This window comes from Vibrio sp. AK197 (genome assembly GCF_053903115.1).
Window position 1 is genome coordinate 1,941,770 of record NZ_CP096430.1, and the last position, 26,355, is coordinate 1,968,124.

Annotated in this window: 26 protein-coding genes; 15 read left to right on the forward strand and 11 right to left on the reverse strand. The window is 47.1% G+C overall.

The window, feature by feature from the left end:
- Positions 1-51 precede the first annotated feature (51 nt).
- Genes citE through citC form a run of 3 tightly spaced genes read right to left on the reverse strand, consistent with a single transcriptional unit; the run spans position 52 to position 2,307 of the window.
- Positions 52-927, reverse strand: a complete 876-nt coding sequence (gene citE, locus M1D72_RS16130) for a citrate (pro-3S)-lyase subunit beta (protein WP_456295852.1) — start codon at positions 925-927, stop codon at positions 52-54.
- A complete protein-coding gene (citD, locus tag M1D72_RS16135) occupies positions 924-1,220 on the reverse strand; it encodes a citrate lyase acyl carrier protein (protein WP_456295853.1) in 297 nt (98 codons plus the stop codon). Before citD ends, citE begins: the two co-directional genes overlap by 4 nt.
- Positions 1,221-1,254: 34 nt before the next feature.
- Positions 1,255-2,307 (reverse strand): [citrate (pro-3S)-lyase] ligase, encoded by a 1,053-nt coding sequence (citC, locus tag M1D72_RS16140; RefSeq protein ID WP_456295854.1) that lies wholly within the window; start codon positions 2,305-2,307, stop codon positions 1,255-1,257.
- A gap of 272 nt (positions 2,308-2,579) precedes the next feature.
- Here citC and citS point away from each other — a divergent pair, with 272 nt between their 5' ends.
- The 6 genes from citS (at position 2,580) to M1D72_RS16170 (ending at position 9,797) form a co-directional block, all read left to right on the forward strand.
- Entirely contained in the window at positions 2,580-3,923 is a 1,344-nt protein-coding gene (citS, locus tag M1D72_RS16145; protein ID WP_456297415.1) for a citrate/sodium symporter CitS, read from the forward strand.
- 66 nt (positions 3,924-3,989) lie between these two features.
- The gene (locus M1D72_RS16150) at positions 3,990-4,244 is read left to right on the forward strand and encodes an OadG family protein (RefSeq protein ID WP_456295855.1); all 255 of its coding nucleotides are present in this window, start codon (positions 3,990-3,992) and stop codon (positions 4,242-4,244) included.
- 11 nt (positions 4,245-4,255) lie between these two features.
- Positions 4,256-6,052 carry a sodium-extruding oxaloacetate decarboxylase subunit alpha gene (oadA, locus tag M1D72_RS16155; protein ID WP_456295856.1) on the forward strand — a complete coding sequence of 599 codons (1,797 nt, stop codon included), beginning with the start codon at positions 4,256-4,258 and terminating at the stop codon, positions 6,050-6,052.
- A gap of 14 nt (positions 6,053-6,066) precedes the next feature.
- On the forward strand, positions 6,067-7,368 hold the full coding sequence (locus M1D72_RS16160) for a sodium ion-translocating decarboxylase subunit beta (RefSeq protein ID WP_456295857.1): 1,302 nt from the start codon (positions 6,067-6,069) through the stop codon (positions 7,366-7,368).
- A gap of 109 nt (positions 7,369-7,477) precedes the next feature.
- Positions 7,478-9,133 carry an ATP-binding protein gene (locus M1D72_RS16165; RefSeq protein WP_456295858.1) on the forward strand — a complete coding sequence of 552 codons (1,656 nt, stop codon included), beginning with the start codon at positions 7,478-7,480 and terminating at the stop codon, positions 9,131-9,133.
- Positions 9,120-9,797, forward strand: a complete 678-nt coding sequence (locus M1D72_RS16170) for a response regulator (RefSeq protein ID WP_456295859.1) — start codon at positions 9,120-9,122, stop codon at positions 9,795-9,797. The genes M1D72_RS16165 and M1D72_RS16170 overlap by 14 nt, the downstream gene beginning before the upstream one ends.
- A gap of 47 nt (positions 9,798-9,844) precedes the next feature.
- Here M1D72_RS16170 and M1D72_RS16175 read toward each other — a convergent pair whose 3' ends face one another.
- Positions 9,845-10,117: a hypothetical protein gene (locus M1D72_RS16175; RefSeq protein WP_456295860.1), complete on the reverse strand. Its 273-nt coding sequence runs from the start codon at positions 10,115-10,117 to the stop codon at positions 9,845-9,847.
- A 383-nt stretch (positions 10,118-10,500) separates the two neighbouring features.
- Here M1D72_RS16175 and hemB point away from each other — a divergent pair, with 383 nt between their 5' ends.
- Complete coding sequence (gene hemB / locus M1D72_RS16180) at positions 10,501-11,484, forward strand: porphobilinogen synthase (RefSeq protein ID WP_456295861.1); 984 nt, start codon at positions 10,501-10,503, stop codon at positions 11,482-11,484.
- Positions 11,485-11,534: 50 nt separating this feature from the next.
- Here hemB and M1D72_RS16185 read toward each other — a convergent pair whose 3' ends face one another.
- Positions 11,535-11,918 (reverse strand): DUF2750 domain-containing protein, encoded by a 384-nt coding sequence (locus M1D72_RS16185; protein WP_456295862.1) that lies wholly within the window; start codon positions 11,916-11,918, stop codon positions 11,535-11,537.
- Positions 11,919-12,105: 187 nt separating this feature from the next.
- Between M1D72_RS16185 and M1D72_RS16190 the strand changes: the two genes are divergently transcribed.
- A complete protein-coding gene (locus M1D72_RS16190) occupies positions 12,106-12,294 on the forward strand; it encodes a DUF2986 domain-containing protein (protein WP_390189435.1) in 189 nt (62 codons plus the stop codon).
- A 2-nt stretch (positions 12,295-12,296) separates the two neighbouring features.
- On the opposite strand, the gene M1D72_RS16195 is transcribed toward M1D72_RS16190, so the two are convergent.
- Positions 12,297-13,262: a LysR family transcriptional regulator gene (locus M1D72_RS16195; protein WP_456295863.1), complete on the reverse strand. Its 966-nt coding sequence runs from the start codon at positions 13,260-13,262 to the stop codon at positions 12,297-12,299.
- Positions 13,263-13,464: 202 nt separating this feature from the next.
- Here M1D72_RS16195 and M1D72_RS16200 point away from each other — a divergent pair, with 202 nt between their 5' ends.
- Together M1D72_RS16200 and M1D72_RS16205 are read left to right on the forward strand one after the other, a co-directional pair.
- The gene (locus M1D72_RS16200; RefSeq protein WP_456295864.1) at positions 13,465-14,121 is read left to right on the forward strand and encodes a nitroreductase family protein; all 657 of its coding nucleotides are present in this window, start codon (positions 13,465-13,467) and stop codon (positions 14,119-14,121) included.
- A gap of 237 nt (positions 14,122-14,358) precedes the next feature.
- The gene (locus tag M1D72_RS16205; RefSeq protein ID WP_390189429.1) at positions 14,359-14,580 is read left to right on the forward strand and encodes a CCE_0567 family metalloprotein; all 222 of its coding nucleotides are present in this window, start codon (positions 14,359-14,361) and stop codon (positions 14,578-14,580) included.
- A 25-nt stretch (positions 14,581-14,605) separates the two neighbouring features.
- Here M1D72_RS16205 and M1D72_RS16210 read toward each other — a convergent pair whose 3' ends face one another.
- Genes M1D72_RS16210 through M1D72_RS16220 form a run of 3 tightly spaced genes read right to left on the reverse strand, consistent with a single transcriptional unit; the run spans position 14,606 to position 17,629 of the window.
- Positions 14,606-15,733 carry an ABC transporter permease gene (locus M1D72_RS16210; protein WP_456295865.1) on the reverse strand — a complete coding sequence of 376 codons (1,128 nt, stop codon included), beginning with the start codon at positions 15,731-15,733 and terminating at the stop codon, positions 14,606-14,608.
- Positions 15,730-16,656, reverse strand: coding sequence for an ABC transporter ATP-binding protein (locus M1D72_RS16215; protein WP_456295866.1), 927 nt, complete (start codon positions 16,654-16,656; stop codon positions 15,730-15,732). Before M1D72_RS16215 ends, M1D72_RS16210 begins: the two co-directional genes overlap by 4 nt.
- Positions 16,657-16,660: 4 nt before the next feature.
- Positions 16,661-17,629, reverse strand: a complete 969-nt coding sequence (locus tag M1D72_RS16220; RefSeq protein ID WP_456295867.1) for an HlyD family secretion protein — start codon at positions 17,627-17,629, stop codon at positions 16,661-16,663.
- Between the two features lie 220 nt (positions 17,630-17,849).
- Between M1D72_RS16220 and cowN the strand changes: the two genes are divergently transcribed.
- The 3 genes from cowN to M1D72_RS16235 all read left to right on the forward strand — a co-directional run bounded on the left by cowN (position 17,850) and on the right by M1D72_RS16235 (position 20,611).
- Complete coding sequence (gene cowN, locus M1D72_RS16225; protein ID WP_390189422.1) at positions 17,850-18,128, forward strand: N(2)-fixation sustaining protein CowN; 279 nt, start codon at positions 17,850-17,852, stop codon at positions 18,126-18,128.
- Positions 18,129-18,407: 279 nt separating this feature from the next.
- A complete protein-coding gene (locus tag M1D72_RS16230; protein WP_456295868.1) occupies positions 18,408-19,661 on the forward strand; it encodes an NAD(P)-dependent alcohol dehydrogenase in 1,254 nt (417 codons plus the stop codon).
- Positions 19,662-19,762: 101 nt separating this feature from the next.
- A complete protein-coding gene (locus M1D72_RS16235) occupies positions 19,763-20,611 on the forward strand; it encodes an oxidoreductase (protein ID WP_456295869.1) in 849 nt (282 codons plus the stop codon).
- Positions 20,612-20,679: 68 nt separating this feature from the next.
- Here the strand turns inward: M1D72_RS16235 and M1D72_RS16240 are convergent, their stop codons facing one another.
- Positions 20,680-21,426, reverse strand: coding sequence for an SDR family oxidoreductase (locus M1D72_RS16240; protein WP_390189415.1), 747 nt, complete (start codon positions 21,424-21,426; stop codon positions 20,680-20,682).
- Between the two features lie 371 nt (positions 21,427-21,797).
- Here M1D72_RS16240 and M1D72_RS16245 point away from each other — a divergent pair, with 371 nt between their 5' ends.
- The gene (locus M1D72_RS16245; RefSeq protein WP_390189413.1) at positions 21,798-22,994 is read left to right on the forward strand and encodes an MFS transporter; all 1,197 of its coding nucleotides are present in this window, start codon (positions 21,798-21,800) and stop codon (positions 22,992-22,994) included.
- A 164-nt stretch (positions 22,995-23,158) separates the two neighbouring features.
- Here M1D72_RS16245 and M1D72_RS16250 read toward each other — a convergent pair whose 3' ends face one another.
- The gene (locus M1D72_RS16250; RefSeq protein WP_456295870.1) at positions 23,159-23,929 is read right to left on the reverse strand and encodes an SDR family NAD(P)-dependent oxidoreductase; all 771 of its coding nucleotides are present in this window, start codon (positions 23,927-23,929) and stop codon (positions 23,159-23,161) included.
- Between the two features lie 505 nt (positions 23,930-24,434).
- Here M1D72_RS16250 and M1D72_RS16255 point away from each other — a divergent pair.
- The gene (locus M1D72_RS16255; RefSeq protein ID WP_456295871.1) at positions 24,435-26,345 is read left to right on the forward strand and encodes a beta-glucoside-specific PTS transporter subunit IIABC; all 1,911 of its coding nucleotides are present in this window, start codon (positions 24,435-24,437) and stop codon (positions 26,343-26,345) included.
- The last annotated feature ends 10 nt before the right edge of the window (positions 26,346-26,355 follow it).

Sequence of the window (26,355 nt, forward strand, 5' to 3'; positions counted from 1 at the left end):
TGACGCTTGAGGAAGGTTTAGATTAAATTCAAATTCTGCCATGATGCTGCCTTACTGTTTGATGCCTGATTGTGCTTTTTGAAGCGTCCAACGTGCGCGCTCGATGATTGGACTATCGACCATTTTTCCGTTTAACGACACCACGCCTAACCCTTGTTCTTCCGCCTCTTTTGCGGCTTCAATGACGCGATTGGCGTAATCCACTTCTTTTTGCGTAGGCGCAAAAACGTTATGGATGATTTCAATTTGGCGCGGGTTAATCAGCGATTTACCATCAAAGCCCAGTTGTTTGATGTGTTCCGCCTCACGCAAGAATCCGGCTTCATTATTGGCGTCGGAATACACAGTATCAAAGGCCATAATCCCTGCGGAGCGCGCGGCTTGTAGAATCGAGCAGCGCGCAAATAACAGCTCAGTTCCTTCTGGAGAGCGTTGGGTGCGAAGATCACGAACATAATCTTCTGCGCCAAGCGCAATACCAATCAAGCGTGGGCAACAATGCGCAATCTCAACCGCATTGTTGACGCCGTTTGCAGACTCAATCGCAGCCATCATCTTGGTGCTGCCAACCTCTCGTCCACACTGACGTTCAATGTCGGCAATATGACGCTCCATTTCCAGTACATCTTCCGCATTATCGGTTTTGGGAAGACGAACGACATCTGCCCCACCACGCACCACGGCATTAAGGTCATTGAGACCGTGTTCAGAGTCGAGAGGGTTTACTCGGACCACGGTCTCAACATCTTGATAAAATGGGTGTTGTAGTGCATGAAACACCAACATTCTTGCGGTATCTTTTTCACGGATTGATACCGAGTCTTCTAAGTCAAACATGATCGCGTCTGGCTTGTAGATAAAGGTATTGCTGAGCATCGCTGCGTTGGCACCGGGCACAAACAGCATACTGCGACGTAATTGACTCATGATAGCGCTCTCCATTCCATCTGTTTCGTTTCTGCAGCGCGCATCACCGCCGCTTGAACTCGCGCTTTAATCACGCAATCCAAAGCCCCTTTGTCTTCAATCTCAAGCACAGCCGACTCAACGCCCATGTTGCTAAGCACGTCACGCACTAATTGTTCAATTGCAGTGCCAAATTGCTTTTGCACCGAACTGTCGAGAGCAATGTCTATTGCTCCGTCAGGGTTAGGCGCGATACGAACCTGCAAGTCACTGGACTCCAGTGTGCCTGCAAAAGCGGGTTGTATAATCTTCATTCAATAAACCTTTACACGTTAATTTATTCGGCGGCTAAACAGCCGCAAGCTCCCCAGAGCGCGTCGCGGTGCACAAGTGATGACTCTGGATGTAATCGATGGATGTCTGTGGCAGTAGCGAATCCAGCTGTTTAACCTGCCCTTTTTTCAGTAGCGAACGTACCGTTGAAGCTGATATCGGTTGTTGATGCGCGGTTTTTCTTTCCAATTCAACCACATCAATCGGTGGCCACTTCAGGTCATCGGTGGTGAGCCAGTATTTCATTTGCTGGTTGTAGTGACTGGTCACTACACAGTCAGGCTCACTGCCGACGTAGCGATGAGTGACGCCTAAAGCTGGCGCAATGTAATGACGAAAAATTTGTAAATCGATAGCGGTATGACAGTAATTGACTAAGCCTTGCGATTTAATAAAGTAGGTAGGAAATGTCGCTCTTGAAATAATATAACTGGAGCCTGGATGAACAGTAACATTAGGAATGTGACTGATGCCTTTTTTAATCATTTCTAATCTGTCGTGGTAAGAGAATTCACTTCCTTCCTCTTTAACAACGATTAAATGTAACCACTCACAATCTTTCGCCGCCTGTTCAATTAAATACTGGTGTCCTAATGTGAATGGATTCGCATTAATAACCACACTTCCAATTCTTCCACCATCAACTTTTGATTTTTTGAGTTTACGACAATAGTTTCTTAGTCGATATTGGCTATTTTCGAGAAGAACTAATGTCTCATCTACTTTTGCAATCGGAAAGAAACCAGATTGCCTAAATAATTTAGCATTCTGTGGTTTAGTAAATAGAAATAATTCATATCGTCCCATTTCATAAGCCAAAGACGTTAATTCAGTCATTAATCTTAATGAAAATCCTGAACCATGTAATTGCTCATTTATCGCAATTGATTTAAGAATATTTCCGGCTATTCCACCGCAGGCTACAATTTCCTCGCCTGAATACGCGACAATAAATCGCTCTACGTCCGTGTCGACGCCAAGGTTGAAACGTTGTAAAAACGCCGCTATATCAGACCACTTCTTCTGATTTCTAGCACTCACTCGGCTTAATGTATAAGTGTCTAACATCTTATTCATCCCCATATCTCGACAAGTAAATAGTGAGCGAATGGGCGATTGAAAATAATGATCGATGTCGACTATTTTTTGCGACTAAAAAATCTTTATGAATTTAATGATTTTTATTACTTAACTCGTTGAAATAAAAAGAAATGAACGAGTTAAAAACTTTAAATTCATAAGTACCTTTTTAAGCCATAACGTTAAATGATCACACTCACAGTTAAGCTAAGTAATTCTTCATAAATTAGTAAGGAAACATCAACAATGGAATATTTATGATGAACGAAAAAACACTAACTATAAATGAAGGACAAAGTCCTGGCTTAGCGATGTTATCACAAGTCAGAATTTTTGGTCTGCCCTTACCTCTCTACTGCATCTTATTCATGGTTATTTTAATCGCACACGTAACCGATACTATCCCAAATAATATTGTGGGTGGCTTTGGATTTATGTTTGTGGTTGGTGCCTTATTTGGTGAATTAGGGAACCGTCTACCGATCTTCAACAAATATATCGGTGGTGCACCTGTAATGATATTTCTAGTTGCGGCTTGGTTTGTTCACGCTGACTTATTAACGGATAACGAAATCGCGACAGTAACCGATGTCATGAAAGGCACGGATTTTCTCGATCTCTTTATTGCTGTATTGATCACTGGGTCGATTCTTGCCGTTAACCGCAAACTCTTAATCAAGTCTCTCATTGGCTACATTCCGACCATTTTAGCGGCCGTCGCTGGCGCTTCGATTCTCGGCATTTTAGGTGGGTTGATTTTTGGAATTTCTGTCAAAGAAATCATGATGTTATATGTACTACCTATTATGGGTGGTGGTAACGGTGCCGGGGCAATTCCTCTGTCTGAAATCTATGAATCCGTCACTGGCGGCTCAAAAGAGCAGTACTACTCGATCGCTATCGCTATTTTGACCATCGCGAATATTGTCGCGATTGTTGCCGCAGCTGTACTCAACGGAATTGGTCAAAAGATGCCAGCACTCACCGGTAACGGCGAGCTATTACGTAAATCTAACTTTAGCGTTGAAGAGCAAAAAGAAGCCAAAATCACACCTCGTGAAATCGCGATTGGCTTAATGCTTTCTGCCTGTGTTTATACCTTTGCAGCGGCACTCTCCAAAGACATCTTACCTGGTTTTGGTGATGTCAAAATCCACACGTTTGCGTATATGGTGATTTTGGTTGCCATCATTAACGCATGTGGTTTGTGTTCAGATGAAATTAAAGAAGGTGCAAAACGTCTTTCTTCTTTCTTCTCAAAACAACTGCTTTGGGTACTGATGGTAGGGGTTGGTATTGCCTATACCGACCTTGGCGAAATCATTAACGCCCTCAACTTCACCAACCTGGTCATTGCTGCACTTGTGGTTATTGGTGCCATCTTTGGTGCTTCTCTTGGCGGTTGGGTGATGGGCTTCTACCCGGTTGAATCTTCCATTACCGCAGGGCTTTGTATGGCAAACCGAGGCGGTTCCGGCGACTTAGAAGTATTAGCCGCATCCAATCGCATGTCACTCCTGTCTTACGCGCAAATTTCGTCACGTCTTGGTGGCGGCTTGGTGCTGATCATTGCCAGCGTCGTGTTTGGCGTACTCGGAGGTTAATTACGTTTTTTGTTTCATTAGGAGCAAAGGGAAGCCTTTGCTCCTCCATCTATTTTGGGAGCACTTATGCAGTCAAATCTCTTTTCCGAAGGACTCAACCTAATGACATTAGGTATGGGGTTCGTCTTCATTTTCTTAGTCTTTTTGGTGTTCGCCGTCACCGCTATGTCCAACCTGATTGCTCGTTGGTTCCCTCATGTTGAACCAACACCGGCAACAAGCACTGTGACACCCCCAACTTCAGCGCAACAAGACAATCAGTTGGTTGCTGTGCTGGCGGCGGCCGTTCATCACAAAAGAATTCAACAAAACTCGCTGTAAAAGGAATACTCATGTCTGAGTCAAAAAAAGCCATTGGCATTACTGACGTTGTCTTACGTGACGCGCACCAATCATTATTCGCAACCCGTCTTCGCTTAGATGACATGCTGCCTATCGCTCAACAACTGGATGACATCGGTTACTGGTCTCTTGAATGTTGGGGTGGCGCCACTTTTGATAGTTGCATTCGCTTTCTTGGTGAAGACCCATGGGTACGCCTTCGCGAACTAAAAAAAGCGATTCCTAAAACACCATTACAAATGCTACTGCGCGGACAAAATTTACTGGGTTATCGCCATTACGCTGACGACGTCGTGGATAAATTCGTCGAACGCGCCGTTACCAATGGCATGGATGTGTTCCGCGTATTTGATGCGATGAATGATCCTCGTAACATGCAACAAGCCATAACTGCGGTCAAAAACAACCAGGCTCACGCTCAGGGGACACTGTGTTATACCACTAGCCCTGCCCACAACTTACAAACTTGGGTCGATATTGCCCAGCAATTAAGTGAAATTGGCGTCGATTCTATCGCACTCAAAGACATGGCGGGCATTCTCACCCCGTATCAAGCTGAGGAGCTAGTCTCAACGCTCAAGAAGCAAGTGGATGTTCCTCTGCACCTCCACTGCCACTCTACGGCAGGCCTTGCCGACATGACCATCATTAAAGCCATTGAGGCCGGTGTTGACCGAGTGGATACTGCGATTTCCTCCATGAGCGGTACTTATGGGCATCCTGCGACCGAATCGTTAGTCGCCACACTCAAAGAGACCCCATTTGATACCGGGCTTAACATCGAAAAGCTCGAATCAATTGCAGCTTATTTCCGCGAGGTTCGCAAAAAATACTCGGCATTTGAAGGGCAACTAAAAGGTGCTGATTCGCGAATTATCGTTGCTCAAGTGCCTGGTGGCATGCTGACCAACATGGAAAGCCAGCTTAAACAGCAAAACGCCGAGGATAAGCTTGATCAAGTCCTCACTGAGATACCGAAAGTTCGCGAAGAGCTTGGCTTTATTCCTCTGGTAACCCCGACGTCACAGATTGTCGGCACTCAAGCCGTGATTAACGTCTTGATGGGTGAGCGTTATAAAACCATTACCAAAGAGACCGCTGGAATTCTAAAAGGCGAATATGGTCGCACGCCGGCGCCAGTCAATGCCGCGCTGCAAAAACAAGTACTTGATGGCGACACACCACTAACCTGCCGCCCTGCTGATCAACTGCCACCCGAGCTCGACGCGCTGATAACCGATGTGAAATCGCAAGCCAAAGAGAAAAACCTGACTCTCGCCGATGACCTTATCGATGACGTATTGACGGTTGCGCTCTTCCCGCAAGTCGGCTGGAAATTCCTTGAAAATCGCCACAACCCTGAGGCCTTTGAGCCCGTTCCTTCTGCCTCTCAATCAACCCCTGCTAAAACAGAGAAAACCAAAATGACACAATCTCAGCAACCAAGCACTTACACCATAACTGTTAACAATCAATCGTATGTGGTTGAAGTCAACGAAGGGGGCGATGTTACCCAAGTCGCTTCAGCGACAACCACTCAACCTGCGGTAAGCGCACCTGCGCCCGCGGCCAATGCAGAACCAATGAGCGCACCACTCGCTGGTAACATTTGGAAAATTCATACTAAACCAGGGGATAACGTAGAAGAAGGTCAGGTTTTACTCATTCTTGAAGCGATGAAAATGGAGACTGAGGTTCGCGCACCGCGCACTGGCCAAATTACCAGCATTGACGTTTCAGAAGGTGATGCGGTGGATGTTGGCGCACCACTGCTACAAATCGCGTAACGGGAGCCTGAACCATGGAAAAAGTTTATGCTCTGATCAATGACTTCGGTCTGTTCCATTTGGAATTGGGACAAGCCGTAATGATCATTGTCGGCTTATTATTGTTGTATTTGGCCATCGTCAAACAATTTGAACCCTTGCTATTGGTGCCAATTGGCTTTGGTGGCATTCTTGCCAACTTACCGGACGCTGGTTTGGCGATGTCGGCCGTCGAAAATGCGCTGCATGCCGCGAAACCGGACGTGATGTCCGCTTTTGCTTCAGCACTGAATATTACCGCTGAGTCTGCAAGCGAAGTCAAAGCCGCCCTCGCAACCGCAACTCCCACCGAACTAACCAATGTTCATCTATTAGCCGAGGAATATCAGTACTCTGATGGAATGTTATATACCTTCTACAGCGTCGCTATTGCTTCCGGTGTCGGGCCGTTGGTGATCTTCATGGGTGTCGGGGCAATGACGGACTTTGGTCCTCTACTTGCCAACCCGAAAACCCTTCTGCTTGGCGCCGCCGCGCAATTTGGTATCTTTGCTACGGTACTGGGCGCTCTGGGTTTGAGTAGTATCGGCATGATGGACTTTAGCGTTGCTCAAGCCGCTGCGGTCGGTATTATCGGCGGCGCCGATGGCCCAACGGCGATTTACGTATCTAGCCTACTGGCGCCCGAGTTGCTAGGTGCTATTGCCGTAGCGGCCTACTCCTATATGGCGCTGGTGCCACTGATTCAGCCACCTATTATGCGCGCGTTAACCACGCCTGCTGAGCGCCAAATCACCATGCAGCAACTGCGTAAAGTCGGCAAGCTAGAAAAAGTCTGCTTCCCACTGCTGCTATTGGTGCTTATCGCTCTGTTATTACCTTCAGCCACGCCACTGCTTGGCATGTTCTGTTTTGGTAACCTGATGCGCCAATGTGGTGTTGTTGAGCGTTTGTCTGACACAGCACAAAACGCACTCATCAATATCGTGACAATTTTCCTTGGTCTCTCTGTGGGTTCAAAACTGATGGCCGATAAATTTCTGCAAGCAGAAACCATTGGCATTTTGGCATTGGGCATCGTGGCATTTTGTATCGGGACCACCGCCGGGATATTGATGGCGAAGCTGCTTAACCGTTTTACGTCTGAGCAAGTGAATCCATTGATTGGTTCGGCGGGGGTTTCTGCCGTTCCGATGGCAGCGCGCGTCTCCAACAAAGTAGGTCTTGAAGCCAATGCGCAAAACTTTTTGCTCATGCACGCCATGGGGCCTAACGTTGCAGGCGTGATTGGTTCTGCTGTCGCCGCGGGTGTCATGATCAAATATGTGATCGGTTAAACGATTTGTAGGAAGAGACTGACAAATGTTAGCTCCACTAGATCGAGATCAGTTCTCTTCCTCCTTTAGTTTCATAAATTCATCGTTCACACTTTGCTACGAAGATCACATGCCGAAACGAGCCTTTTATCACCATTTCTGTCGCAACATGACATTTCGCCAGCGCGTTTGGGCGCTGTTGTTTGTCGTGGTGAGTATTCAATTGCTATTGATTGCTGCTTACTTTCACTACATTTTATCCAACACATTGACTCATCAAGTCAGCACAAGAGCGGTCATTCAGGCACGGGAAATCGCCAGTGATCCGCAATTAATCACCGCGATTACCGAACATAATGACGCCAAAGTGGAAAAACAAATCGCTCGCCTGCAGAAAATTTCTGACGCTGACTTCATTGTTGTGGGTGATGACCAAGGCATTCGTCTTGCGCATCCAGACCCACAAAAAGTCGGCTATCCGATGCAAGGGGGAGATAACGCCCGAGCATTAGAATTGGGGGAGCATTACTATTCGATTCGAAAAGGAAGCCTTGGATTAGCCATTCGAGGTAAATCACCGGTGGTTTCACTGCAAGGAGAAATTATTGGCGTCGTCTCCATCGGTTATCTGTTGGATACCGTCAGCACTTGGTTACTCCTTTACTCTTATCCGTTCTTCTTTGCGCTTTTGATCATATTAGGCTGCTCAACACTCGGCGCTTGGGCGTTTTCTCGTCATATAAAAAGCCAAATGTATGGTATGGAACCGGAAGAGATCGCTCTCTCACTGCGGGTGCAAAACTCGGTGTTAGAAGCGGTGTATGAAGGCATTATTGCTATCGACAAACAAGGACGCTTTCTCTCGGCCAACCAGGAAGCCTTACGTATTCTCGGTATTGCCCGCCATTTAGATTACCTGCGTGGGCGAATGGTGAGTGAATTTATCACACCGTGTGAGTTTTTCTATGGTGTAAAACTCAATGGCGACCAAGACATTCAAGAACGTCAACACGAAGTGATTACCTGCAACGGGGAAACGTTAGTGGCCACCCGAGTACGGATTTGGGAAAACAACCATGATATTGGATGGGTCGTGAGTTTTCGCCCACGAAATGACAAAAGTACGCTCAATTATCAGCTCAACAACATTCGACAACAAACCGATAATTTACGTGTACTTAGCCATGAATATGCCAATAAGCTTTCCACCATCAGCGGGCTAATTCAAATTGGTGCTTACGACCAAGCACTGAAAGCCATTCGTCAAGAAACTGAAACGCATCAACAGTTGATTGATTTTATTGCTCGTACCTTCAACTCTAAGGTCATCGCCGGTTTGCTACTGGGTAAATACACTCGCGCTCATGAGTTGGGGCTGACACTTGAATTCGATCCATTTTGTCAGTTACACCACGCGCCAGCACGGATTACCGAAGACGAACTGGCGGCCATCGTTGGTAATCTGCTCGACAATGCCTACGAAGCTACGCTCAAAAATCCGGACAGCAATAAACGGGTAACGATATTGCTCTCCGATTATGGTGAGAGTGAGTTGATTGTCGAAGTGGCAGACAACGGAACCGGTATTCCTCAAAAAATCGCAGAATCCCTATTTGAAAAAGGGATCACAAGCAAAGATCAGCCAGGCCATGGCATTGGCCTCTACCTTGTTCATCACTTTGTAACCCGCGCAGGCGGAAACATTGTTGTGGATAGTGCAGAGCCAGCCGGAACCATTTTTTCTTTATTTATTCCAAACGTGAGTACAAAAGATGGAAACCTATGACGTACTAATCGTCGAAGACGAAAACAATATCGCCGAGTTTCATTCATATTATTTGCAGCAGACTCAGCGATTTCGCCCTATTGGCATCGCTAAAAGCGTGGCGGAAGCCAAAAAAATGATTCAACTGCTTAAACCGAAATTGGTGTTGTTGGATAACTATCTGCCGGATGGCAAAGGCATCGACTTATTAAAGGAAATTACGTCGTCAAAAAGCGCGCCCGATGTCATATTTATCACTGCTGCCAATGATATGGAAACCGTGCGCGAAGGGGTGAGATGTGGCGTCTTTGACTATTTGTTAAAACCGATTTCTTATGATCGCCTCGCAGATTCGCTTGATCGCTATCTTAAATACACCAGTTCACTAAAAGCCAACGACAGCATCAACCAGCGACATGTTGATGAACTCTTTAACTTTCAATCCAAGACTGCGCACCTTCAGCAATTACCCAAAGGCATTGATGAGCTGACGCTGGATAAAGTCACCGAAGCATTTGATGACAGTGAAGAAATTTACACCGCGGACACTTTAGGTAAGGAGGTCGGCATCAGTAAAACGACGGCCCGTCGTTATCTTGAGTTTCTAACCGCCAAAGGCTTTGTTCACGCCGTTATTCATCATGGCCGAGTGGGCCGGCCGGAACGCGTCTACAAGAAAAAATAGCAGCGATGGGGTAACGCGCTGTGATCACGCAACGCGTTACCCACAAATTATAATGTGAGATTGGCGGGTATCACTTCAGTTCCCTCGGCAATTTCAAGAGAGCTGTCTAGGTTTTCACTGTGCGCCTTGCATAATGGAATCACGTACAGCTGCTGCTCATCATTGGGCGTTTTCACTAACACACCATGAGCATGCTCTGCAACGCAGTTAACTTCACTGCAATATTTGTTGTGCTGCGCACTAAAGTGTTGCCAGTATGAAAGCCATTCTTGTTTAGCTTGATCGTTGATGAGTCCATCAGAAACGTTACTTACAATCATATGCAGACCATTTGGTTATTGAGAATGCATTGATTAAACCGAAAATATCACGATGAAATTTCGTCTTAGCTCAAATAAAAACGTGAGCTTAATGCCCTCTTCGGTTTTTAAGTTTTTAATTGCTTGTAGCACTCGATTGAGCCCTTTCCTATCTTAAGCAACCCTCAAATTACTTGATTTTCATCACACATAAGCTCATTCTGTAACACGTCTTCGACAAGCCTGACGCTAGCTTGCTATGGTCAGCGCCCCACATCGCTCTCTTGTTTTGCCTTTCAATCTGGTTACTCACACAAGCTGTAAGATGTGTCGTCTCAGGTTTGATGACATCTGTGTTTCACCCGATTCGCATAAACTGCGAGTCCTAATCAGAGCAAACATTCATGACTCCAACTACGCCCCTAAAACGTCTTCGCCGCCTACGACGCAGCGAAACAATGCGCGACATGTTACGTGAAAACGACTTTAAACTTGCCGACTTGATTCATCCGATCTTTATTGAAGAAGGCATTTCCCAGCAGCAACCTATTTCAACCTTACCCGGTATCTGCCGTTACCCAGAACAAGAACTGGCAGAAGAAATTCAAGCTTTGTACAACCTTGGCATTCGCGCTGTCATGCCCTTTGGCATCTCCCATCACAAAGACGAAACAGGCAGCGACACTTGGCAAGAAAACGGCTTATTGGCACGCATGACACGCACCATCAAACAAGCGTGTCCTGAGATGATGGTGGTGCCGGATATTTGTTTTTGCGAATACACCACTCATGGCCATTGTGGTATTTACGATGGCGAGCACGTTCACAATGATCAAACCTTAGAAGGTTTAGTGAAGCAAAGCGTCACGGCAGCCAAGGCGGGAGCAGATATGCTTGCACCTTCTGCAATGATGGACGGCCAAGTCCGTGCTATTCGTGAAGGGTTGGACGCGGCAGGCTACGAGCACGTGGCGATTTTGGCGCACTCAGTGAAATATGCTTCCTCGTTCTATGGTCCGTTTCGTGTGGCGGTAGACAGTGAATTGAGTGGCGACCGTAAAGCCTATCAGATGGATTACGCTAATGGCCGCCAAGCGATGCAAGAGGCGTTATTGGATGAACAAGAAGGCGCGGATATTTTGATGGTGAAACCAGGTACGCCTTACCTTGACGTACTTGCCAATTTACGCCGTGAAACGCATCTTCCTTTAGCGGCATACCAAGTCGGTGGTGAATACGCTGGCATCAAATTCGCGGCATTGGCCGGTGCATTAGACGAACAGAAAGTCGTGTTTGAAACCATGACTGGCTTTAAGCGTGCTGGCGCGGAAGTCATTGTCACTTACTATGCCAAACAAGTGGCTCAATGGTTGGCAGATAGCGAGTAACCCATGAAAAAGCCCCGAACATTCGGGGCTTTCTTTCGCTTGGTTATGGGTTAGCGCTGCTTGTTTTCGCGCTTTACCAGTTCAAATTCAAATTCTTCTGGGTAAAGCACAATCCCTTCCCCATTTTCATCGGGATAGACGATAATCGACAGTTCGTCCTCTTCTAAGCCCGCCGTCCAGCGACTTTTCCACTTTGCGGTCGAGATTGGCTCAGCGGTAAATCCTTCCCACTCTCCTGTTGCCCACAGCAGCGCATGCTGCTCTGAAGGCCAAACTGGCACACAATCTTCATCTTCAGCACTCAGCAGTACGCTCCCGTGCTCATCAATCAACAACCAAATTTGTCTTGATGAGGCCGCCGAGCTGAAAAACTGGTTAAAACGTTCACTTGGGTCTTTTGCTACCGAGATTGGCGCATCATTTGAAGAAGTCATTCATTACCTTCGCTTTGGTGAATTCTGTGGTGAGTATAACCCGAGACAAAATAAAACGCGGTAACAAAATGCCATCGAATGTTGTTGGCGCTGCGTTTTTGTCCACTCGTCCCGTTCGCGCAAATATTTGTCACCGCCGATAAAAACGGCTATTCTCGCCGCTCTTCACGTCCCAAGAGCATCACTGATGAACCGTAAAAAAAGAATTAATCAGATTTTAAAGTCAAAACAAAAAAAGCAGAACGCCAAATTGCATACCAGCAATAAGCCTCGTTATATCTCAAAAGCGGAGCGAGAAAAGATGGCGCTTGAGGAAGCACAGAAACAAGCGTCAGAGGACACCAGCGAAACCTCCCCAAACTCTAACGTCGAATAAGCTTACTCTGCTCTCCCCTCACTGCGCGTCGTCATGGGCAAACATTGGCTGCTCAACACTCCTTTTTCAACCAAGTCGGTTAAAATCGCCTGCGTTTTCTGACGAAAGGTATCACGCAACAAACGCACTGTCGGCGTGATCGATTGACGACTTGGACAGACCAGCCAAAGCTCCGTCGCTCGATGTGGGTAGTTTGGCATCAATGCCACCACATTGCCTGAGAGTAAATCTGTCGACATATCGAGAATAGATTTGCTGGCAATGCCTTTGCCAGCAACGCACCAGCGTCGAACTAAATCGGCATCGTTGGAGACACGATTGCTGCTCATTTTCACTTTAAACTCTTGCTCAGCGTTATAAAAATCCCAAACATCATGCACACCATCGTACAATTGATACAAGAGGCCATTGTGTGACCCGAGTTGAGAAGGATGCTCAGGGGCACCGCAGCGCTCAACATATTCTGGTGAAGCGCAGACGACTCGCGGCACATCGCATACCTTGAAACCATACAAATTGCTGTCATTGGGTGAACCATAGCGCAGTGCGATATCAATTGAATCACGATAAAAGTCCACGTTCCGGTCACTAATATGAGCGCGTAAACTCAAATTGGGGTAACGCTCCATGATTTCATCTAGCCACCATGCCACATGGTTTCGCCCAAGGTCAGAAGAGAGAGCAATTCGTAAATCCCCTTCAATCGTATGCTGCTTATGGCTTACGCTAAGTTTCGCCTGTTCAAGCAGCAATAGTGCTTGTTCGCATTGGGGAAGGTAGCGCTCACCCGCGCTAGATAGGCGCAAATGGCGGGTGGTACGCACAAACAACTCGACGCCTAATGCACTTTCAACACGTTTAACCGCAGCACTCGCGGTGGCACTGCGCATCTCGAGATGATTCGCGGCAGCCGTAATATTGCCAAATTCCGCGACTTTCAATACCACCTGTAAATCTTCAATCAACATATTATCTAACTTTATTTGACAATTAAGCGTACACAGTCGCGTTAATCCCGTAAAAACGTGGCCTTAAGCATTTCATGCACAATGATTATCAAATAATATTTGATAATCATTCAAACCAACAGCACTTTTTCAGCTCACGTAATTCTTTTAATATTCTTCATATTATGACTATTTAGCCCTTCAAATATGGAGACTTTTCACTATGACTCATCCTATTATTGCTGATTTGGAATCACGCTATACCGCCAAAAAATACGATTCTTCTAAGCGTATCCCTCAGCAAGATCTTGATGTGATCTATGAAGCGCTGCGTCTTTCTGCTTCTTCCATTAACTCACAACCTTGGAAGTTTATCGTGCTAGAAAGCGATGAGGCGAAACAACGCATGCATGAAACCTTTGCGCATAAATTTCAATTTAATCAAAAGCATGCGCTAGAGGCATCACACATTGTGCTGTTTGCTCATAATCCGGCTTATCAACGCGAAGATTATGCCAAAGTCATTGATAAAAACATCGAAGACGGTCGATTAAAGCCCGAAGAACGAGAGCAAGCGTTTGGGGGGTTTGGCTTTGCTGAACTCAACACCGACGAACAAGGGAACACCAGCAAGTGGACTAAAGCGCAAACTTACCTTGCTCTGGGTAATACACTGCATACGCTGGCACGTCTTGGTATCGACTCCACCACCATGGAAGGGATTGATTCAGACATGGTGAGTAAGATTTTTGACAAAGAACTGAATGGCTATGTGTGCGATGTCGCGCTAGCAATGGGGTATCATCATTCAGATGAAGACTACAATGCAAAGCTACCGAAATCACGCCTTGCTCGTGAGCAAGTGCTCACCGTGCTATAACCAAAGTGTTTTAAAAAGCCTATTCCCTCGCTTCAAAAGCCGCCATTTGGCGGCTTTTATGTCACTTAACTTGTCGCGTTAATGACAAGCTGACGAACAATTTGTCGCCTTTAGACGGTGACACCCTTTCATACCTTTTCTAATTCAAACAGTTACCGCGGTATAAAATTTGATGACGCCTTAGTGGCTTAACATAAATAAACCACACACCACCAAGTCACCAAACTAAAGGAAACCATGATGGAAGAGATGGATATTGAAACCTTAAAAAAGCAAGTAAAACGCGCAAAACGTATTGCCTCAGAACACGCTGGTGAGCTCCATGATTTAGTGGAGGACCGGCTGCCAAAAGCCTACGAAGAGATTCCACAAATGGCACAAGCCTGCTATGACGCCTGCCAACAATGGGCGCAGCTGAGCGCTCAACTTGAACAAAGGCAAGCACTAGAAGCGTCATAACGCTCAGCGCAATACACTAGGGTGGTTAGTCGAGTGATTTTTTAAATCGCAGCGCGGCAATAATAATTCCAACCAGAGTAAACACCAGTAGCCATAGGCTATCAGGCCAAAGTTCAACGACATTGGCGCTACGCAGCACAATGCCACGTATCAGCCGCATGAAGTGCGTCGCAGGCAATACTTCTGCTATCCACTGCGCGGCTCGTGGCATGCCTTCATACGGAAACATAAATCCAGAAAGTAAAATTGAAGGCAGTAAGATAAACACCGTCATCTGCATGGCTTGGAGTTGGCTTTGTGCCAAGGTTGAGATAATTAACCCTAAGCTGAGGCTGGCAGAGATAAACAGTAAAGATCCAATAAATACCTGAAACAGCGAGCCATTAATCGGGACCGAAAACACAAAATGTCCCAGCCCCAAGACCAGTACCACTTGAATCAAACCAACGAAAATATAGGGAATGATTTTTCCCACCATCAATTCAATGGGATGAATCGGGGTGGTAATCAAAAGCTCCAAATTGCCACGCTCGCGCTCACGGACAATCGCAATACTGGTAAACAGAACCATCGTCATGGTGAGAATCACCCCTAGCAGACCGGGAACAATATTCACCGCCGAACGTCGACTGGGGTTATAAAACAAGGCAATATCAAAGATAGGTTGTGTGCCATGAGCACTCAAAAGCGAACTCTCCCGGCTGGCATTGGCAAGCTTATCAAACGGCGTAAATGGCATGCGCTGTAGCTTCATGATTGTCGAGCCAATCACACTATCCGAACCGTCCACCAGCCACTGAGCCAAAACCCTTCCCTGCTCTAACCGCTGATTGAGATCGTGAGGAATCACCATCGCAGCCCGAATTTCGCCCGTTTGGATTGCTTGTTTTGCTTGTTGTGGGGTGGGATAAATCGCCTCGAAACTGACGACTTGAGATGCGCGCACAGCTTGCGTCAGCCAGCGACTATTTTGGGTTTGACTCTGGTCCACTAACCCCACCGGAATATCGCGTACATCGGTATTGATTGCATAACCAAATAACAGCAGCTGAACCAAGGGGATCATCACGATCATTGCAAACGTCAAACGGTCGCGTGACAATTGACGAACTTCTTTAAACACAATCGCGCCAATACGAGAGAACGTGCTCATGGCCGATGCTCTCCGGTCACACTCACAAACACATCTTCCAGTGTCGGCCTCACCACTTCAAGCTCTGCGTGTTGAAGCTCCGGACACTGCTGACGTAGCCATATCACAGGCTCCGCGACGGATTGATAGATAAGAACTCTCAGCCTCACCCCTAATTGCGCCGCAGACCGCACTTGCTTATAGCCAACCAGCTTCGCTTTCAATTGGCGCAGCCGCAGTGCTTTAATTTCCACAATGTTGACGCCCATGTTCGCCATCAGGTTTTGCGGTGTGTCATCAGCGCGCAGTTGCCCCGCTTCCATTATGGCTAGCCGATGACAACGCTCAGCTTCATCCATGTAGTGCGTGGTGACCAGTATCGTCGTACCGTGTTCGCAAAGATCAAACAGTTTTTCCCAGAAGTCACGACGATTTTCTGGGTCAACGGCGGAGGTTGGCTCATCCAAAAACAGTAATTCAGGCTGATGAATCGTTGCCGCTGCGAGCGATAAACGCTGTTTCTGCCCACCACTAAGCCCTCGAACCAAGCGCTTGCTTAGCGAAGTGAGTGAGTACGTCTCTAGCTGCTGTCGGCAACGCTGGTTAAGTTGCTTACCTGTCAGCCCGTAGATAGTCCCTATAAACGCCAAGTTTTCTGCCACGGTTAAATCATCGTACAGTGAAAACTTTTGCGTCATGTAGCCAATACGCAGACGCAATTTATCCGCTTGTTGCGGCATGGATAACCCAAGCACGTCAACGCGCCCGGAACTTGGCGTTAACAACCCAGTTAAGGTGCGTATCGTGGTCGATTTACCACAGCCATTTGGGCCAAGAAAGCCGTAGATCGTGCCTTTTTCAACCGCTAAGTTGATGTTATCAATCGCGGTAAATTCACCAAATGCCTTGGTCAAACCCTGAGCAGAAATAGCGATAGTGGCCATGACATTACTCCAGATCCACTTGCACCGGAATCCCTGCAGGAAGCCTTGCTGGCGCATCAGGTAAATCGATTTCAGTGAGGTACACCAATCTTGAACGGTCTTGCTCACTCATACTGCTGTAAGGGGTAAACGCCGGCTCCACAGATATCCAGCGCACAATACCTTTTAGCTCAGTATCGAGTCCGTCTACGTGAACATTCACTTCACTCCCCACCTCTAACGTGGCGATATAAGGTTCGGCAATATAAACCCTGGCATAAGGCACACTATTGGCTTGCAAAATGGCCACCACCGCATGGGTGGCAACTCTTTCGCCAACATGATAAGGCAGAGAGTCCAAGATGCCATCTCGCGTTGCAATCACAGTTAGCTCGGAGAGCTTTTGCTGCTGAAGCTTGAGTTCTTCAGATGCGGCTTGTAATTTTGCTTTAGCAACATCAATGTCTTCTTGGCGATAACCTTGGGTGAGCTTTTTCCAATTTTGCTGCGCGGCGTTATATGTTGCCTGAGCGGCGTCTCGCTGCGCGAGTGCGTTATCCAAGTCGGCAGGTGAGGCCAGTTTACGACTGACCAGCTCTTTCAACCGCTGATATTGCTTACTGGCATCCGTCAGCAGCGCTTGGGCGTTGGTTAAGTTGGCTTTGGCTTGCTCGATGTCTTCTGGGCGCTCGCCGTTGAGTAATTTACTGAGCGCGGCTTGCGCCTCATCTCGCTGCGCCGACACCTTTGCCACCACCGCTTGTTGATTTGCTTGGTTTAACTGCACCAGTATTTGCCCTTGCTTTATTTCACTGCCTTCGGCGATAGGCAGAGCCGCGATCAGCTCGTTCGCCGTCGCGGTTAGCGTAATGCGCTCACGCTCAACAACACCCAGCGCTTGTTCAGAGCCGCCTTGGTCACAGCCGGAGATAAACGAGCTGAGCAATAAGCTCGCAACACCGATGCATAGATAACGTCGAGATTTTACATTCATCGCCGTTCACTCACGTTGGAAGGGAAATACCACCGCAGCACAGAGTTCCCACTGAGCCACTTTGTTGTTTTTCATTGTTAACATTACGACAATCCCGTCAATTTGTCTGAAATTGAGGTCGATAACGCGACAATCGCCACGGAAAACCGCGGTGCTCGATTGGTACAGATATTGCTCGCCTCTTTGACTTATTTCTTTTTAACAATGAAGGAGTTGCTTTATGTCAGAGCCTGACCGCTACATCTCGTTTTGCAACATTGACTGCGATAACAACGCCAACTTACTGGTGTCTATGCTTGAACATCATTTGACGGCGAACCACGGGCACGCCCAGTGGCACAGCTACTTTGAAAACAAACGCCAAGAGCAAGCCAATATGCAACGCGACAATCTCAATTTTGTTGGGAATCAACTCAATATGCTCTACGAATATTTTCGTGAATGTGAGGATCAAAACGCCTTGGATCTGCTGTATCAAATTGAGCAAGAGTGCTGCTAATTGTGTAAATCCACCCTCGTAAAGTCAGCCAAATCTTTGCACAATCAGTCAAATGAAAATAAATAGAAAAATCATATTAGTGCATTGATATAAAAGTAAAACAATAACAATCAGCCTCAAACACTTGTTTATAGATCAACCACAAAAACGCATTAAAACTGTAGGATAAGGCAAATATTAGAGAGTTTTAGACTAGAGAAAATCCGCCAATTATAGACAAAATGAATACGATGAGGTGAGTGTAAAGGACTGACCTCACAACCCACCGTTTGGTTAAGTATGTCGTATGTTCACACACTACAAGGGGATATTCTGATGTGTCATAAATGCCGTTCTTCTCACTCCCAAGCACCTCATCCTGACGCTGACGTTGATACTAAACGTCGTCACCTATTGCTCGGCGGCAGCGCTATCAGTGCCGCGGCTGCCCTAACGCCCTCTTTCATCAGTTTTTCGAGCATGGCTCAAACCAATGCTGCGCCAAATATGGCGGCACGTGATAGCCAAGCGTGGGCGGCGTCAGGCCCTAACTCTGCTTTCAAATCAATCATGATTCCGCGCCGCGCGGTAGGCCCGACAGATGTCTCACTCGAGATACTCTATGCTGGCATCTGTCATTCTGATATTCACACCGTGCACGGAGACTGGGGCGCACCGCAATATCCATGCGTACCCGGCCATGAAATTGTCGGCCGTGTGGTCGCCATCGGTTCACAAGTCACTCGCTTTAAAGTGGGGGACATTGGCGGCGTCGGTTGCATGGTTAACTCTTGCGGCGAATGTGCTAACTGCCTTGCAGACCGCGAACAAAACTGCCTTAATGGCACCACCTTCACTTACGGTTCAGAAGACAAAATTTCCGGTGGCTACACCTTTGGTGGCTATTCAAAGCAGGTGGTGGTTCGTGAGCATTTTGTCGTCAATGTGCCGACATCCATGGACATCTCACGTGTTGCCCCCATCATGTGTGCTGGTATCACCACGTTCTCACCTATGCAGCATTGGTCACTTGAGAAAAACCAACATATTGGCGTCGTGGGGATTGGCGGTTTGGGTCATATGGCCGTTAAGCTGGCCATTGCTCGCGGCGCAAAAGTGACCGCACTGACCACCTCGCGTAACAAATTTGAAGCCATTCGCGCCATGGGCGCAGAGCCCGTGCTTTGGACAGATAATAACGCGCTTCGCGGCTTAACGGCGTCAATGGATATGATGATCTCAACCATTCCCTATCCCTTTAGCATGCAACCTCTGCTCAATCTGATGAAACTCGATGCTACTTTTGTCAATGTCGGCCAACTCGGCACCATTGATGGTTTGAATGGCATGATGATGGGCTTTAATCGTCATAGCATTGCTGGGTCAATGATTGGTGGCATGAAAGAAACGCAAGAAGTCGTCAACTACTGTGCACAACACAACGTTCTTCCTGATGTCGAAATCATTAAACCCAGTGAAATTGACGAAGCCTGGCGCCGCGTTCAGGATAAAGATATTCAATTCCGCTTTGTCATCGACATGCAACAAGCGTAACCCGACAGAGTACGACGCAAACATTGTGTTGCGTCGTGCACTCAGAGACTTACTACGCAAAGGTAAGTCACTCTTCGAAAGTAAAAAATCAAGGAAATATCATGACAGACAAAACTCCAGTTTGGTTTATCACGGGCTGCTCAACAGGCTTTGGTCGCGAACTTGCCCAGCAAATTCTCGCACTGGGTTGGAATGCCATCGTCACCGCTCGTAATGCGGACAGCCTTACAGATCTTGTCTCGGCATATCCAAACAACGCATTAGCGCTGGCATTAGATGTCAATGAATCAAGCCAAATTACCGAGGGCGTTAACGCCGCGCTTGAAAAATTTGGTCATATCGATGTGCTGGTCAACAATGCCGGTTATGGGTACTTTTCTGCGATTGAGGAAGGCGAAGATGCGGAAATTCGTAGGCAGTTTGAAACCAACGTATTTGGCTTGACCGCGCTCATTCGTGAAGTACTGCCATCGATGCGTGAACGCAGAAGTGGTCACATCATTAACTTCTCATCGATTGGCGGATTAGTCGCCTACCCTGCCCTTGGGTATTACAACGCCAGTAAATTTGCGGTTGAGGCCATTTCCGAAGCACTGTCTAAAGAAGTAGCGCCACTTGGCGTTCACGTTTCTATCATTGAACCTAGTGGCTTTAGAACCGATTGGGCAGGACGTTCAGTGATCGAATCACAAACCGAAATTGACGATTATGCCGAAACGGCTGGCAAACTAAGACGTGGAATTCAAGCGGGTTCAGGCCATCAAGCAGGAGACCCCGTGCGTGCTGCGAAAGCGATTATTCAGATCGCTCAGTCGCAAGAGCCACCACTGAGATTGCTGCTGGGTAAAGCGGCGTATAACAATGCGTTAGCGAATCTTGATGAAAAACGTCAAAACTTTGAGCAGTGGCGTGATGTCAGTATCGGCGCTGATTTCCCAGAAGGGGAATAATGCGCTCTCAGGCCAATAAAAAAAGCCGCTCAACTGAGCGGCTTTTTACTAATTTAACCAGCTTTAAATTACACCACTTGGTTGGTTGGACGAATCAAAATCTCACTGACTGCAACCGTATCAGGAACACCAATTGCGTAAGCCACAGCATTCGCAATATCTTCCGGTTTGAGTCCAACACCGGGAATTTTAGCCGCGTCACGTAATTGTGAGCCAAACTCTTTATCACTGATGGTGGTGTAGAGCTCTGTATCCACCAATCCTGGCGAAACAATCGTCGAGCGAATATTACTTTCACGCTCTTCTTGGCGAAGGCCTTCCATGATGGCGCGCACAGCAAATTTAGTTCCGCAGTAAACCGCAGAGCCTGGATAAACAACATGGCCCGCCACTGAGTCAGTGGTAATGATATGGCCAGATTTTTGCGCTTTCATGGTTGGGAGAACAGCAGCAATGCCATTTAGTACCCCCATGATGTTAATATCCAGCATCTCTTTCCATTCGCTGTGATGCAATTCACTCAGATTCGCGGTTGGCATAATACCCGCGTTGTTGTAAATCACATCAATGCGTCCAAACTTATCCAGCGCTAACTGTGCAAGGCTTTCAACTTGCTTTTGGTCTGTGACATCCGTAGCTTGATAGTAAATTTCCGCATTGGGCAGTGAGTCGGCAAGCGCTTTGAGTTTTTCTTCTCGTCTTGCACCGATCACTAGCTTTGCGCCACCTTCAGCCAAAAGACGAGTGGTCGCTTCACCAATTCCGCTGCTCGCACCAGTAATAATGACGACTTTATTTGCTAGTTCTGTACTCATACACACCTCTTATATTCGGTTATTAATCGGTACTACCATTCATGGATGTCATCGCTACGTTTGTCACGAATCTGGGAAAAGTATATGACACGATAGACGATATTGACGCGACCAAAAGTGTTTAATCTTTGCCTAAATGTCCATCAACTTGATACCGCTCCATAAAAAATAAAAAGGAGAGATGGACAAGCTTTGAAGAGAAACAGGCAAGCCGATTATCATCGTGCCTCTTATAATAGCTATCGTCATAATGGCGTCTTTGCAGCGCCATTCTCTAATTCGAACGACTTCATAAGCCTCCTCACGGCAAGCCAGATTCGGTGCCTTATTTAACATGAAGTCACCCACCAACCGCGATAGGAGTGTATCCATTGTCTAAGAAAGGTAACTTATTCTCTTTTGTCGGAGCGGCATTTGCGCTAATCGCGACGTACATCACCTCGGCAGTCCCTATCCCTCTGTATGGCATTTATCAAACGGCTGATCATATTGGCTACGTCGAACTGTCACTGAGTTCTGTCGTCTATTTTATTGGCGCGGTCACCGCGTTAGTGGTGTTTGGACGATTGTCTAACCACTTAGGGCGTAAACCCGTCGCCGTGATCTCACTACTCCTTGCCGCCCTTTCAACTCTGTTCTTTTTGAATGTACATAGCGCTGCGCCGCTGCTGCTGGGTCGCCTGTGCCAAGGGCTCGCTTGCGGCTTAGCGTCTACCGCACTGGCATCTTGGGTCGTGGATTGTGCATTTACCGTTCGGGCGTGGATTGCGCCCGCTATTTTGAGTTGTGGCCCAATGACAGGCTTGACCATTGGTGGTTTAGGCTCTGGCGCTCTGACCGAATACGGCCCAATACCACGTCAATTACCTTTCTACGTGGTCCTTGCTGTGCTACTGGTTTGCCTGCTTTTCGTACTCAGAAGCCAAGAAACCATGGCGCCTAAATCCGGCGCTATGCGCTCACTCAAGCCGAACTTTGCGTTGCCTCCATCAGCCAAAAAAGCCTTTCCTCTTGCCGCTTGTACCTTTGTTTGTACTTGGGCACTTGGCGGGTTTTTCCAGGCGTTTGGCCCCGCAATGGCGCGTGAACAATTGCATTCAACCAGTGCTGTCGCCGCTGCTTTGGTATTTGCCTCCATTATGGCGCCCAGTTCAATTGGTGCCTCTCTTGCAGGAAAAATGTCATCCAAACGCGCACAATTTGCCGGTATGTTGAGCTTTACTCTGTTCGTGGGATGCATTTTATTCACGCTCAGTTCGGGGTTACTTATCCCGTTTCTGATTGCAAGCGTTCTCGCCGGGATAGCACAAGGAATGGTACTGACTGGCAGTATCCAAACCATGGTCTCTGAATTGACGGCTGACGAACGGGCCAACGTGCTTTCGGTGATTTATGCCACCTCTTATATGGGCGCGGCAGTGCCAACGCTGATTGCCGGGCAATTTTCGGAGCACTTTAGCTTGCTGCAAGTCGCTGGCGCGTATGGCGTTCTCGCTTTATTAGGATCGGTTATTTTAATTGCGGCCAAATTAAAACAAAAAAGTGCTGGTGCCATCACGGATAATTAATCGTGAAAAGTGCAGTTAAATTACTTGGCTTCGATATTCAACAGAATTGAGGTGTTATTTATAAGCTATTTTCATTGCTGGCGAAATATAATAACCCTCTGAACAAATAATAAAAAAGCTCCCATGCAGGGAGCTTTTTTTATGCGCTAGAGAAAACTCTCCGATTATAAGAACGCACCGTTATCAACCTGAATCACTTGCCCTGTCACCGCACTGCCCATTTTGCTGGCTAAATACAACGCTGCATAAGCTTGGTCACGAGGGTCTGTCATCGGCACTGTGGTATTCACGTATTTATCGGAGAATTCCAACATAACATCGCCGCCTTCTTGCTCACCTGCTGCCCAAGCCGCTGCAGCTTCGGTATCAGTCACCCCTGGTGCAATCGCATTACAACGGATATTGGTACCAGACAGACGAATCGCAATGTTTTTGGTCATGGTATTGACTGCACCTTTTGTCGACGTATACGCCACACCACAAATCGGCAAGGTACCATTCACAGAAGAGACATTAATAATTCGACCTTCGTTACGAGGTAAGAAATGTTGAACCGCTTCACGGCAATAGCGGAATACACCCGATAAGTTCAGCTCTACAATTTTCGCAAAGTGCTCATCGCTGGCTTCTTCAATCGCAACCATATCACCTGAGCCCGCGTTATTGACCAAGACATCAACTTGACCAAATGCCTCAATTGCCGCTCCAAACACGGCTTTCGGCGCCGCAGCATCGCTCGAATCGGCAATGACACCAATCGCTTTACCGCTGCCAATTTGATTGATGTTCTCTACCGCTTCGTCGAGCGCTTTTTGATTCCGGGCTGTCATAACAACATTTGCGCCCTCTTCAACAAATACTTCGGCAATAGAGTAACCAATGCCTTTACTCGCCCCAGTAATAACCGCTGTTTTACCTTCTAATAATGGATTCATAATGGCCTCCGGTTGTTGATTGAAATTCCTATTTCGCCACCAACTTGAGTTGGACATAATGCGATTTCTCTTATTTTCATGAGGGAAAAAGCACTTGGCTTTATTTAACTTAACGGAGGACCGGTCCATTTCTCTTTATTAAAAATCGCTATTCATTGCCTATTTATACAAATTATTACCCGTTTCAATATATACGACATAAATACGCCTGGTGCCGCTTCACTCTTCGTCACATTGCCACCTTTATTGAGGTTTAATCACTCATTATTCTCTGTGGTCGTTTCATTTCTAAGACACCAACACCATAAGATTTCACCATACGGTATGACAGTGAGATCACCGACACAGAACCGTATCTAATTTGTCTCATAGCGCACAAAATTCGATCTTTCATCTTGTTGAAACCGGTTGCAGAAATTAACTTGAAACCGGTTGCAAAGAAAACCAAAGACAACTTAAAACAATAAAAACCTCTTCCCTAACGTTAAACATAAGGTGATCACTCATGACTAAAGTCAGAGATTACAGTCAACTGGCTGCCGACATTCTCAGCGAGGTCGGCGGGCAGGAAAATATCATCAGTTTTACACGCTGTGCCACGCGCCTACGTTTGGTTCTAAAACAAACGCCCGAGCTGGCACCTGAAAAAATCAAATCCATGCCAGGGGTGATAACCGTGGTGCAAAGTGGCGGTCAATTCCAAGTAGTGATTGGCACTCACGTAGCGGATGTGTACGAGGCCATGGGCAACTTGGTCGACCAACGTCTGCTGGATAACCAAGACAATAAAGTTCGTGTCATCGATGCCGTTATCGGGTCAATGTCAGCGATATTCGCACCGATCATTTTTGTTCTTGCCGCGGCGGGGATTTTGCAGGGCCTACTGATTGTTGCGAAACACTTCGCCCCAGCGATAACCGATTCTGGCACCTTTGCGGTTTTAAACTTTATGTCGTGGACACCGTTTGTCTTTTTGCCCGTGTTTATTGCCATGACATCCGCCAAGCATTTTCGCTGTAATCCTTTTATCGCCGTGATGTGTAGCTGTGCCCTTATCAACCCATCATGGGCACAAATCGCAGCGCAAATTGCAGACGGTGACATTGTCACCTTCCTCGGTATTCCTTTGGCAAAAACCGTATATACCGCTTCGGTTTTACCGCCTATTTTCATGGTTTGGGGCCTGTCTCATGTTGAGCGCTGGTCGAAAAAAATCATTCCCGATGTTGTTAGTGAACTGTTCACTCCATTAGTGTGCTTAGTAATTATGGTGCCACTGACCCTGATTGTGATTGGTCCGGTAACAAGTGGCGCAGCCACCGCCATCGCTGGCGGGTATAACTGGCTATTTGATACTTTCCCGCCCCTTGCTGCGGCGTTAGTCGGCGGTATTTGGCAAGTGATCGTTATTTTTGGTGTTCACTGGGGCATCACGCCGGTGGTTATTTCAAACTTTGATACCTACGGTTATGACTCATTCCAAGCATTCCAAACCGTCGCGGTGGTCGCGCAAATGGCAGCGGCATTTGCAGTGGGTATCAAATCGCGCAACAAACGCTACAAAACCACGTGTTACTCAGCAGGGGTAACCGGGATTTTTGGTATTACCGAACCTGCGTTGTACGGGGTTACGTTGCGGCTTAAGAAGCCATTTATTTGTGGTTGTATTGGCGGTGCGGTCGGAGCAGTGGTCGTCAGCTTATTTGGCAGTTACTACTACGCATACGCAGGTTTACCCGGCTTACTTACCATTGTGAATGCGATTAGCGCAGAAAACCCAATGTCTTTTATTGGTGAAGTAGCAGGCGTGATCACCACTATTGTGGTCACCACGGCGCTGGTCTTTACTGTCGGGTTTGATGACCCTATTGATGAAGAACAAGCAGAACTTGAAGCCGCTAAGCGCTCAGACACCGAGACCTTAGTCGCTACGCCGACCTCTATCGCCAGCAACAGCACTGCTTTGACCTTATTAGCGCCAACTCAAGGCGAAATCATTCCACTGAGCGACGTCAACGATGAAAGCTTTGCTCTTAAGTTATTGGGCGATGGTATCGCGATTCGCCCCAGCGAAGGCCTTGTTAAAGCCCCCTGTGATGCGGTGGTGTCTTCGGTCATCGAAAGCCAGCATGCCGTTGGTTTAACCTGTGCTAATGGGGTTGAACTGCTTATCCACGTTGGCCTTGATACCGTTAATCTCAAAGGCAAGCACTTTAAAACTTTAGTCAAACTCGACCAAACGGTGACAAGCGGCGAACCACTGATTGAATTTGATAAAGCGGCGATCGAAGCTGAGGGCTATGACCTCACGACCCCATTTATCATTCTCAACAGTGACGAATTCTCTCTTGAGCTGCTTGAAGAACCCAAAGACAAATCGGTTCAATTTGGTCAACCCATGATGCAAATCTGTTAACAAATAGGAG

Coding starts and splice junctions, on each gene's coding strand:
- M1D72_RS16160 (WP_456295857.1), top strand. CDS start 6,067: ATGGAAAAAGTTTATGCTCTGATCAATGACTTCGGTCTGTTCCATTTG.
- citE (WP_456295852.1), bottom strand. CDS start 927: ATGAGTCAATTACGTCGCAGTATGCTGTTTGTGCCCGGTGCCAACGCA.
- citC (WP_456295854.1), bottom strand. CDS start 2,307: ATGTTAGACACTTATACATTAAGCCGAGTGAGTGCTAGAAATCAGAAG.
- M1D72_RS16185 (WP_456295862.1), bottom strand. CDS start 11,918: ATGACTTCTTCAAATGATGCGCCAATCTCGGTAGCAAAAGACCCAAGT.
- M1D72_RS16215 (WP_456295866.1), bottom strand. CDS start 16,656: ATGGCCACTATCGCTATTTCTGCTCAGGGTTTGACCAAGGCATTTGGT.
- M1D72_RS16230 (WP_456295868.1), top strand. CDS start 18,408: ATGTCGTATGTTCACACACTACAAGGGGATATTCTGATGTGTCATAAA.
- M1D72_RS16235 (WP_456295869.1), top strand. CDS start 19,763: ATGACAGACAAAACTCCAGTTTGGTTTATCACGGGCTGCTCAACAGGC.
- cowN (WP_390189422.1), top strand. CDS start 17,850: ATGTCAGAGCCTGACCGCTACATCTCGTTTTGCAACATTGACTGCGAT.
- M1D72_RS16210 (WP_456295865.1), bottom strand. CDS start 15,733: ATGAGCACGTTCTCTCGTATTGGCGCGATTGTGTTTAAAGAAGTTCGT.
- M1D72_RS16240 (WP_390189415.1), bottom strand. CDS start 21,426: ATGAGTACAGAACTAGCAAATAAAGTCGTCATTATTACTGGTGCGAGC.
- hemB (WP_456295861.1), top strand. CDS start 10,501: ATGACTCCAACTACGCCCCTAAAACGTCTTCGCCGCCTACGACGCAGC.
- M1D72_RS16170 (WP_456295859.1), top strand. CDS start 9,120: ATGGAAACCTATGACGTACTAATCGTCGAAGACGAAAACAATATCGCC.
- M1D72_RS16205 (WP_390189429.1), top strand. CDS start 14,359: ATGATGGAAGAGATGGATATTGAAACCTTAAAAAAGCAAGTAAAACGC.
- oadA (WP_456295856.1), top strand. CDS start 4,256: ATGTCTGAGTCAAAAAAAGCCATTGGCATTACTGACGTTGTCTTACGT.
- citS (WP_456297415.1), top strand. CDS start 2,580: ATGAACGAAAAAACACTAACTATAAATGAAGGACAAAGTCCTGGCTTA.
- M1D72_RS16150 (WP_456295855.1), top strand. CDS start 3,990: ATGCAGTCAAATCTCTTTTCCGAAGGACTCAACCTAATGACATTAGGT.
- citD (WP_456295853.1), bottom strand. CDS start 1,220: ATGAAGATTATACAACCCGCTTTTGCAGGCACACTGGAGTCCAGTGAC.
- M1D72_RS16200 (WP_456295864.1), top strand. CDS start 13,465: ATGACTCATCCTATTATTGCTGATTTGGAATCACGCTATACCGCCAAA.
- M1D72_RS16165 (WP_456295858.1), top strand. CDS start 7,478: ATGCCGAAACGAGCCTTTTATCACCATTTCTGTCGCAACATGACATTT.
- M1D72_RS16190 (WP_390189435.1), top strand. CDS start 12,106: ATGAACCGTAAAAAAAGAATTAATCAGATTTTAAAGTCAAAACAAAAA.
- M1D72_RS16175 (WP_456295860.1), bottom strand. CDS start 10,117: ATGATTGTAAGTAACGTTTCTGATGGACTCATCAACGATCAAGCTAAA.
- M1D72_RS16255 (WP_456295871.1), top strand. CDS start 24,435: ATGACTAAAGTCAGAGATTACAGTCAACTGGCTGCCGACATTCTCAGC.
- M1D72_RS16195 (WP_456295863.1), bottom strand. CDS start 13,262: ATGTTGATTGAAGATTTACAGGTGGTATTGAAAGTCGCGGAATTTGGC.
- M1D72_RS16250 (WP_456295870.1), bottom strand. CDS start 23,929: ATGAATCCATTATTAGAAGGTAAAACAGCGGTTATTACTGGGGCGAGT.
- M1D72_RS16220 (WP_456295867.1), bottom strand. CDS start 17,629: ATGAATGTAAAATCTCGACGTTATCTATGCATCGGTGTTGCGAGCTTA.